Raw genomic sequence first — 7904 nt, 5'->3', positions numbered from 1 at the left:
GCTTGCCTTCGGCTTGCGCAGCGGCACCGGAGACGCGAGACGGGCCGCGAACTCTATGCTCGGTCTCGCTTCGCTCGAAATTTGAGATGCACCGACAATCGCATTCGGTTGCGTCTGGCAGGGCTGGGCGTCTAGGGGTCAGCGCCCGGAGCGTCGGCCGAGGGGGACCCTGAGCACGGCGTCGGTGCCGATGTCGGCACCAGGATGCAAGCCGATGGATCCGCCCAGTTCCGCCGTCACCAGTGTGCGCACGATCTGCAAGCCGAGCCGGTCGGAGGCTTCCAGACTGAAACCGGCGGGCAGGCCGCGGCCGTCATCGCTGATGATCACATCCAGCCAGCGCGCCGAACGCTCCGAACGAATCGTCACCGTGCCGTTCTCGCCGGCGTCGAAAGCGTGCTCGATGGCGTTCTGCACCAGCTCGGTCAGCACCATCACCAGCGGGGTCGCCCGTTCGGCGGAGAACACGCCGAGCGAACCCGCCCGCCGCACCTTGATCCGCGCGGTGTGCACGGTCGCGACGTCGGCCATGATCGGCAGTAGCCGGTCCACCACTTCGTCGAGGTCGACCTCTTCGTCCACCGACATCGACAACATCTCGTGCACCGAGGCGATGGAGGTGACGCGGCGAACCGACTCGGTCAGCGCGACCTGCGCCTCCTCGTTCTCGGTGCGTCTGGCCTGCAAACGCAGCAGCGCGGCCACGGTTTGCAGATTGTTCTTCACCCGGTGATGGATCTCCCGGATGGTCGCGTCCTTGCTCAGCAGCGCGCGGTCGCGGCGCTTGACCTCGGTGACGTCGCGCACCAGCACCGCCGCACCGGCCAGTTCACCGTGCGGGCGCAGCACCAGTGTGCGCAGCAGCACCGTCGCGCCCCTGGCCTCGACCTCCATCCGGCGCCCGGTCCGCCCGGCCAGCGCGGCCTGGATATCGCCGACCACTTCCTGGGCATCGAATGGGTCGGTGATGAGTGAGCGGGTGGTGACGGCCAGATCTTGCCCGGCCAGATCGGCCTGCAATCCCATCCGGTGGTACGCCGAGAGCGCATTTGGGCTGGCGTAGGTGACGATGCCCTCGGTGTCGAGTCGGATGAACCCGTCGCCTGCCCGCGGGCTGGAATGGGTGGCGGCGCGATCCTCGGTGGTCGGGAAGGTGCCGTCGGCGATCATCTGGCACAGATCGTCGGCGCAAGCGACATAGGCGATCTCGAGGGTGCTGCGCACCTTGGAGCGCTGTAGATCGGTGTCGCGGCTGAGGACCGCGATCACATCGTCACCGCAGCGCACCGGGATGGCTTCGCGGAAAGCATCCACCGGATGCGGGTGATAGACGCCCTTGGCGTCGGACTCGCCGTCGGTGCGCACGATCTGGCCGGTGGTCAGGGCGTCGAACACCTGAGGATGCTCGGCACGTAGGGCCTGGGTTCCGACCAGGTCCTCGTAATGGACCGTAGGCGCGGTGGTCGGCCGGCACTGGGCCACGCACACGATGTCGGCCCCGTCGGTGACAGGTCCGGCCCCGACCCACAGCAGCAGATCGGCGAAGGACAGATCGGCGAGCAGTTGCCAATCACCCACCACTCGTTGCAGATGATCCACGGCGACGCCGGGTAGGTCGGTGTGTTCGGCAAGCAGTTCGCTCAGTGTCGCCATGATCGGTCAGTCGCTTCGATTCCGGCTCGCGCCACTCAGGAGATGACGGCGATCAGATCGCCCTGCTGGAGCACCTGGCCAGGGGTGACCGCGATCGAGGTGACCTCGCCGCCGACCTCGGTGATCACCGGAATCTCCATCTTCATCGACTCGAGCAGTACCAGCGTCTGGTCGTGCGCGACGTGATCGCCGACCGCGACCTCCACCGTCAGCACGGTCGAGACCATCTCCGCACGTACTTCCTCAGCCATGACACCCCGTTCGCTGTGTTGTATGGGTCACCACCGTCGGCGGCGCGTCCCGCTGACGATATAGCCAATCACACACCCGGCCACCGCCTTCGCCGAGGAATGCCCCCAGCCGTTACCGCACACCTGTGCGGTAGATTGTCACGAGCCCCGCGCAGGCGGGGAGGATCGATATTTCCGCGTTGAGCGGGGATGATCCCAATTGTCGACACGAGCCCCGCACAGGCGGGGGTGATCCAGGAGCTACCGATGGGTAAACGTGGCCGTAAGAAGCGCAGCCGCAAGGGCAACGCCGCAAATCACGGCAAGCGGCCGAACGCCTGAGGCGCGGTTGCGCACAGCTGTTGATCGGTCTTCGACCGATACGCGAGCGGCACGTCACTTCCTGACCGGAAGGACGTGCCGTTCGTTTGTTTCAGGGCTGTCAGGACTCTGCGGATTCGGATCGGATCGTCACCGTCCGGCGGATCTCCACCGTCAGCCGATCCCGCAGCGAATCGGGGGCGCGGTCGCCGCCGCACTTGCGGCTGAGCAGCCCCTTGATCTTCTCTTCGATGCCGTAGGCCTCGATGCAGGGCGCGCAATGATCCATATGATGCTGCAGCCGCGCCCGGGTCGAATCGTCGCATTCGCCGTCGAGCATCAGCCACACATCGGCGAGGACCGCCGTGCAGTCGAGCTCCATATCGGGATCGTGCTCGGCGCTCACTGCTTGACCTCCTGGCGCACCGTGCCCGCGGTGGACGCGGACTTCGTGTCGGACGTGCCCCCGGTGCGGTTGAATCCACGTTCGCGCGCCACGTCGGCGAGCAAACCCTTCAATTGCTTACGGCCGCGATGCAGCCGGGACATCACCGTACCGATAGGAGTGCCCATGATGTCGGCGATCTCCTTGTACGGGAAACCTTCGACGTCGGCGTAGTACACCGCCATCCGGAATTCCTCCGGCAACTCCTGCAGCGCGGCCTTGATGTCGTCGTCCGGCAGCGCGTCCAGCGCCTCCACCTCGGCCGAACGCAGACCGGTGGAGGTGTGCTCGGCGGTCGCGGCCAGCTGCCAGTCGGTGATCTCGTCGGTCGGGTACTGCGCGGGCTGGCGCTGCTTCTTGCGGTAGGAGTTGATGTAGGTGTTGGTCAGGATCCGGTACAGCCAGGCACGCAGGTTCGTGCCCTCTTTGAAGGACTTGAAGCCCTGGTAGGCCTTGACATAGGTCTCCTGAACCAGGTCCTCGGCGTCGGCCGGGTTCCTGGTCATGCGCAGCGCGGCGCCATAGAGCTGGTCGAGCAGCGGGAGCGCGTCGCGCTCGAACCGCTGTGTCAGCGCGTCCGAATCCTCCACGCCACCGGCACCCGCGGCGGGGCCGTCGGCCGCGGTAGCTTCCTCGCCTGTCACACGTGTCCCTTCGATCGGCGTCATCGCCAAATCTACCGGCACCAGCGTAACGACTCGGAACCGCGCGTCCGACGCCTCGGTCCGGACCGGGCGTTCCTCGACCAGAACGGGCAACGGGCTCCTCCTTCAGACGTACACCGGACAGACGTGCGGCGGCCGGTGAATCCGCCGAACCGTGGCCTCGCGCCGCACCGGCACTCACACGGCTTCGCTATTCGCATGCAACATGCGAACCGGCTCGCGTGTTCCCGACGTGCGGCGCTGCGTTCGAGCCCGCCGAATTAGGGTGGTCGCTATGGCAGCAGCCGCCACACCGGCGATCCGCACCCTGGTCGAGGCACGGGTCGAGCACCGGGTACACGCCTACACCCACGACCCGCGCGCCGATTCCTATGGCGCCGAGGCTGTCGACGCGCTCGCCGCCGAGCTGGGCCTCGACCCCTGGCAGATCTTCAAGACGCTGGTGCTGGAGTTGTCGACCGGCTCACTGGCCGTCGCGGTGCTGCCGGTGCCGCAGAGCCTGTCGCTGAAGGCGGCGGCCGCGGCGCTCGGCGCGCCCAAAGCGGCGATGGCCGATCGCGCCAAGGCCGAACGCAGCACCGGATATGTGCTCGGCGGAATCTCACCGCTCGGCCAGCGCAAGACACTGCCGACGGTGGTGGACGCGTCGGCGTCGAACTGGGACCGAATCCTGTGCAGCGCCGGACGCCGGGGGCTCGAAATCGATCTGGCCCCCGCCGATCTGATCCGATTGACCGACGCCGTCACCGCCCCCGTGGCCGCAGGCTGACAGACACGTGGTGCGCCACGCCGGTAAACCTCGCCTCGTCCACGTCGGTGTGCGTTACTTGAATCGCCAAGTTCCGACCGATCCGAGGATGTGATGCGAATGTCCCCGCGCCAACGTCTGCGCACCACGATCGCCGCCCTGTCCGGGGCGCTGGTCCTGGCCGCGGGCCCCGCGGTGCTGGCCACCCCGGCCGCGGTCGCCGCGCCGCAGGGCGGCCAGGCCCAGCCCGCCTACCCGTTCGACGGTGACGAGGGCGGCACCACCCATGAGCCCAAGAAGGACGAGCGCGCCGAGCGGGCCGAGGAGTTCGGCGGCGGACTCGCCGGCGAGGTCATCGACCTGGCGGCGAACATCCTCAAGTGCGGCCTGAATGTCGTGACGCCCACGGTGGGGTGCTCGATCTGAGCTGACCAGCGGTCTGCGCGGATGCCCCATGGCGGGCCGGACGTCTCGGCTGCGGCCGATACTCCGGCCCGTTCCATTTCGGCATCCGGACGACTCCTCAGCGGGGCGGACGAGGTGCGCCTGCGCGACAACCGTCGCCCGCATCTCCGCGCGGACACCCTGCGTCGCGTCGTGTACCGCTCAACGGCCGCCGCCTCGCGGGCAGCGAGGGCTACAGCAGACTGATCTGTTCGGACTGCTCTTCTGCCGGTGCCAATAGCTCGGGCCCGTTGTTGCGGACGCTGTTCACCAGCGACGACACCGAGCGCGCGGTGATACCGGCCACCAGTACGGGCGTGGGCGGTTCCAGCAGTTCGGCCGGGGCCGGATGATCCGGGTCCAGCCACGCCTCCCAGTGCTCACTCGGCATCGGCAGCGGCATCCGGTCGTGAATGCGGGTGAGGTCGCCGATGGCGTCGGTGGTCAGGATGGTGCACGACAGCAGCGGCTCGGGCTCGTCTTGGGTGCGGTCGCGCCACACCGACCACAGCCCCGCCATGTACAGCCGCGAACCATCGGCGGCGGACATGAAATAGGGGTGCTTGACCACCTTGCTCTTGGCACCGGAGGGATCCGGCTCGACCAGCCACTCGTACCAGCCGTCCATCGGCACCAGGCAGCGCCGGTACTTCACCGCGTCCCGGAACGACGGTGTCGTTGCGGCCTTGTCGGCGCGCGCGTTGAACAGCGGCTTGCCCTTCACCGGCACGCCCGGCTCGGCCGCTTTGGACCAATGCGGGATGAGCCCCCAGCGCATGCGCCGGATCCGCAGCCGCGGATCGTCGTCGGGGTTGCCGTGTTCGTGGCGTTCGACCACCGTCAGCACCTGCGTCGTCGGGGCGACGTTGTAGTTCGCGGCGCCGCGATCGGAGCCCTCCGAGCCCGCGGCGTCGCCGGTCTCATCGATCGCGTCCAGCTCGACCGCGAGCCGTCCGGGATTGGTCGTCGTCGCATAGCGTCCGCACATATCCCGATACTGCCACCGGGCACCGACATCGGCAGTGAACCGCGCGCCCGCGCACCGGATTCACCGCTCGGCGTGCCGCCGCAAATCCGCCCGTCGACCTGGGAACCACTGCTAGCGTGAGCCCATCTGACGAAGAGGAGAGATCCATGCTTCGATCCAGTTTCCTCCGTACCGGCATCGTCCGAATCTGCGCGGCGCTCGCGCTTGCCGGGTTCACCGCGACCGCACTTCCGGCCATCGCCACCGCACAGGACCCGAGGCCACCGGTATTGCTCAACACGACGGTGTCGGGGGCCACCATCGACTACACGATCGATAACGTCCCCAACCGGCGCGACACCTTCCCGGTCATCCGCGGCGAATGCACCACCGCCGTGGTCGACGTACTCGTCGCCGCGCCCATCCTCGCCCCCGCCGCCATCGACACGATCAGCGGGCGCGAACCCGATGTCTTCGCGCTGCTACAGCGTTTGATCGCCGACGGCGCGCTGGCTGCCGGGCCGCGGATCCAGATCGCCTCCTCGACCGGACAGATCACCGGATCGTTCCCCGACCTCCCGCGTGGAATCTACGCGGTGGGCACGATCTGCAATATCAACCCGATCAGTGGCGAATTCGATCCGGCGCTGTTCGATATCTCCCCCGCGGTCGTCATCGATCTGCGATCGGGTTCGTCGGCACCGGCACCCATGCCGTGATCGAGTGAACTCCGCTGTCACGAAGGGGTAAGAGCGGCAGAGGCGAGATTGTTCACCCAGAACTGATGACACCCTGAGAGTAATGTCATAACATTCTCTCAACGAGTCGGGAACTGCACCCGACCCAGTCGGCATGCGCCCGATAGGCCACGCCACCACCCAGCGCCCGGGCCGAACCCGCCCGGGTGCCCGGCACGAGGAGCCCCTGTGACAACGACCGACGCCGCCCCCGCGGACACGGTGCTCACCTCGGTCGACCCCGCCTCCGGCGCGACCCTGGACACCTTCCCGATCGCCGACGAGGACGCCGTGCGCGCCGCCGTCGCCACCGCCCGCCAGGCCGCCGAGACCTGGGCCGCACTCGATTTCGACGAACGCCGTAAAGCGCTGCTGCGCTGGTCGAGCCGCCTGGTCGCCGAATCCGACGAGTTCTGCGCGCTGATCCACGCCGAGAACGGCAAACCGCTCGACGACGCCTTTCTCGAGCTGATGCTCGCGCTCGAGCACATCGCCTGGGCCGCCAAGCACGCCAAGAAGGTGCTCGCGCCCAAGAAGATCTCCCCCGGCGCGTTGATGTCGAACTTCTCGGCCCGGCTCGAGCAGCGCCCGCTGGGTGTCGTCGGCGTGATCGGCCCGTGGAACTACCCGGTCTACACACCCAACGGTTCCATCGCCTACGCGCTCGCCGCGGGCAACACCGTGGTCTTCAAGCCGAGCGAATACTCGACGGGTATCGGCAATTTCCTCGCCGACGCGTTCACCAAGGCCAATCCGGAGCTGCCCAAGGGCGTGTTCGCCACGATCAACGGCTACGGCGCGACCGGTGCCGCGCTCGTGCGCGCGGGCGTGGACAAGATCGCGTTCACCGGCTCGCCCGGCACCGGCCGCAAGATCATGGCCGCCGCCGCCGACTCCCTGACCCCGGTGCTGCTGGAATGCGGCGGTAAGGACGCGGTGATCGTCGCCGCCGACGCCGATGTGAAGGCCGCGGCCGACGCGGTCGCCTGGGGCGCCACTTCCAACAGCGGCCAGACCTGCGCGGGCGTCGAGCGGGTGTACGTCGACCGATCGGTGCGCGATGAATTCGTCGCCGAACTGCGGCGCATCCTCACCGACGTCAAGCCCGGCTCCGGCTCGGACGCCGACTACGGCCCGATGACGATGCCGAGCCAGGTCGATATCGTGCGCCGCCACATCGAGGACGCCATCGCCAAGGGCGGCACGGCGGTCGTCGGTGGCCCGGAATCGGTCAAGGCCCCGTTCATCGAACCGGTGGTGTTGCTCGACACCGATGAGGATTCGTCGGCGGTCAAGGAGGAGACCTTCGGCCCGACCATGACCATCCGCACCGTCGACAGCATCGACGAGGCCGTCGACCTGGCCAACGACTCCACCTACGGCCTGTCCTCGGCCGTGTACTCCCGCAAGCAGGGTCTCGAGATCGCTCGCAGGCTGCGCGTCGGTGCGACCTCGGTGAACTCGGTGCTCGGTTTCGCCGCCATCCCCGGTCTGCCCTTCGGCGGCAGCGGCGATTCCGGTATCGGCCGCATCCACGGTGAGCCAGGCCTGCGTGAGTTCGTCCGCCCGCATTCGATCGCGATCCAGCGATTCAGCATCCCTGGCATGGCGCTGCTGAGCTACTCGCGCACCCAGTCGACCATGAAAATTCTGCGACGAGTGGTGCCGCTGTTGCACGGGAGGCACAAGTAACA

Annotated in this window: 10 protein-coding genes; 5 read left to right on the top strand and 5 right to left on the bottom strand. The window is 67.7% G+C overall.

What is annotated here, in order from left to right:
- Positions 1-138: 138 nt before the first annotated feature.
- Together ACFXNW_RS17210 and ACFXNW_RS17205 are read right to left on the bottom strand one after the other, a co-directional pair.
- A complete protein-coding gene (locus ACFXNW_RS17210; protein WP_379418642.1) occupies positions 139-1653 on the bottom strand; it encodes a sensor histidine kinase in 1515 nt (504 codons plus the stop codon).
- A gap of 35 nt (positions 1654-1688) precedes the next feature.
- Positions 1689-1904 (bottom strand): biotin/lipoyl-binding carrier protein, encoded by a 216-nt coding sequence (locus ACFXNW_RS17205; RefSeq protein WP_379418641.1) that lies wholly within the window; start codon positions 1902-1904, stop codon positions 1689-1691.
- Positions 1905-2150: 246 nt separating this feature from the next.
- Here ACFXNW_RS17205 and ACFXNW_RS17200 point away from each other — a divergent pair, with 246 nt between their 5' ends.
- Positions 2151-2225, top strand: coding sequence for a 50S ribosomal protein bL37 (locus ACFXNW_RS17200; RefSeq protein WP_022597109.1), 75 nt, complete (start codon positions 2151-2153; stop codon positions 2223-2225).
- 100 nt (positions 2226-2325) lie between these two features.
- Here the strand turns inward: ACFXNW_RS17200 and rsrA are convergent, their stop codons facing one another.
- A complete protein-coding gene (gene rsrA, locus ACFXNW_RS17195) occupies positions 2326-2586 on the bottom strand; it encodes a mycothiol system anti-sigma-R factor (RefSeq protein WP_379418684.1) in 261 nt (86 codons plus the stop codon).
- 20 nt (positions 2587-2606) lie between these two features.
- Positions 2607-3317 carry a sigma-70 family RNA polymerase sigma factor gene (locus tag ACFXNW_RS17190; protein WP_379418683.1) on the bottom strand — a complete coding sequence of 237 codons (711 nt, stop codon included), beginning with the start codon at positions 3315-3317 and terminating at the stop codon, positions 2607-2609.
- Positions 3318-3588: 271 nt separating this feature from the next.
- Between ACFXNW_RS17190 and ybaK the strand changes: the two genes are divergently transcribed.
- Positions 3589-4083: a Cys-tRNA(Pro) deacylase gene (gene ybaK, locus ACFXNW_RS17185; protein ID WP_379418640.1), complete on the top strand. Its 495-nt coding sequence runs from the start codon at positions 3589-3591 to the stop codon at positions 4081-4083.
- Between the two features lie 93 nt (positions 4084-4176).
- Entirely contained in the window at positions 4177-4488 is a 312-nt protein-coding gene (locus tag ACFXNW_RS17180) for a hypothetical protein (protein ID WP_379418639.1), read from the top strand.
- 211 nt (positions 4489-4699) lie between these two features.
- Here the strand turns inward: ACFXNW_RS17180 and ACFXNW_RS17175 are convergent, their stop codons facing one another.
- Positions 4700-5494, bottom strand: a complete 795-nt coding sequence (locus tag ACFXNW_RS17175) for an SOS response-associated peptidase (protein WP_379418638.1) — start codon at positions 5492-5494, stop codon at positions 4700-4702.
- Positions 5495-5640: 146 nt separating this feature from the next.
- Between ACFXNW_RS17175 and ACFXNW_RS17170 the strand changes: the two genes are divergently transcribed.
- Positions 5641-6192: a hypothetical protein gene (locus ACFXNW_RS17170; protein WP_379418637.1), complete on the top strand. Its 552-nt coding sequence runs from the start codon at positions 5641-5643 to the stop codon at positions 6190-6192.
- A 207-nt stretch (positions 6193-6399) separates the two neighbouring features.
- Positions 6400-7902: an aldehyde dehydrogenase family protein gene (locus ACFXNW_RS17165; RefSeq protein ID WP_379418636.1), complete on the top strand. Its 1503-nt coding sequence runs from the start codon at positions 6400-6402 to the stop codon at positions 7900-7902.
- Positions 7903-7904: the final 2 nt, after the last annotated feature.

Origin of the sequence: Nocardia sp. NPDC059180, from assembly GCF_042754945.1 — a bacterium.
Classification (GTDB): domain Bacteria; phylum Actinomycetota; class Actinomycetes; order Mycobacteriales; family Mycobacteriaceae; genus Nocardia.
Note: the sequence above shows the minus strand (reverse complement) of the source record. Positions and strands in the feature narration are given on the sequence as shown.

What these genes read in the sequence shown, in the direction of transcription:
- ACFXNW_RS17180 (WP_379418639.1), top strand. Translation starts at nt 4,177, where the DNA reads ATGCGAATGTCCCCGCGCCAACGTCTGCGCACCACGATCGCCGCCCTG.
- ACFXNW_RS17210 (WP_379418642.1), bottom strand. Translation starts at nt 1,653, where the DNA reads ATGGCGACACTGAGCGAACTGCTTGCCGAACACACCGACCTACCCGGC.
- rsrA (WP_379418684.1), bottom strand. Translation starts at nt 2,586, where the DNA reads ATGGAGCTCGACTGCACGGCGGTCCTCGCCGATGTGTGGCTGATGCTC.
- ACFXNW_RS17190 (WP_379418683.1), bottom strand. Translation starts at nt 3,317, where the DNA reads ATGACGCCGATCGAAGGGACACGTGTGACAGGCGAGGAAGCTACCGCG.
- ACFXNW_RS17205 (WP_379418641.1), bottom strand. Translation starts at nt 1,904, where the DNA reads ATGGCTGAGGAAGTACGTGCGGAGATGGTCTCGACCGTGCTGACGGTG.
- ACFXNW_RS17170 (WP_379418637.1), top strand. Translation starts at nt 5,641, where the DNA reads ATGCTTCGATCCAGTTTCCTCCGTACCGGCATCGTCCGAATCTGCGCG.
- ACFXNW_RS17175 (WP_379418638.1), bottom strand. Translation starts at nt 5,494, where the DNA reads ATGTGCGGACGCTATGCGACGACGACCAATCCCGGACGGCTCGCGGTC.
- ybaK (WP_379418640.1), top strand. Translation starts at nt 3,589, where the DNA reads ATGGCAGCAGCCGCCACACCGGCGATCCGCACCCTGGTCGAGGCACGG.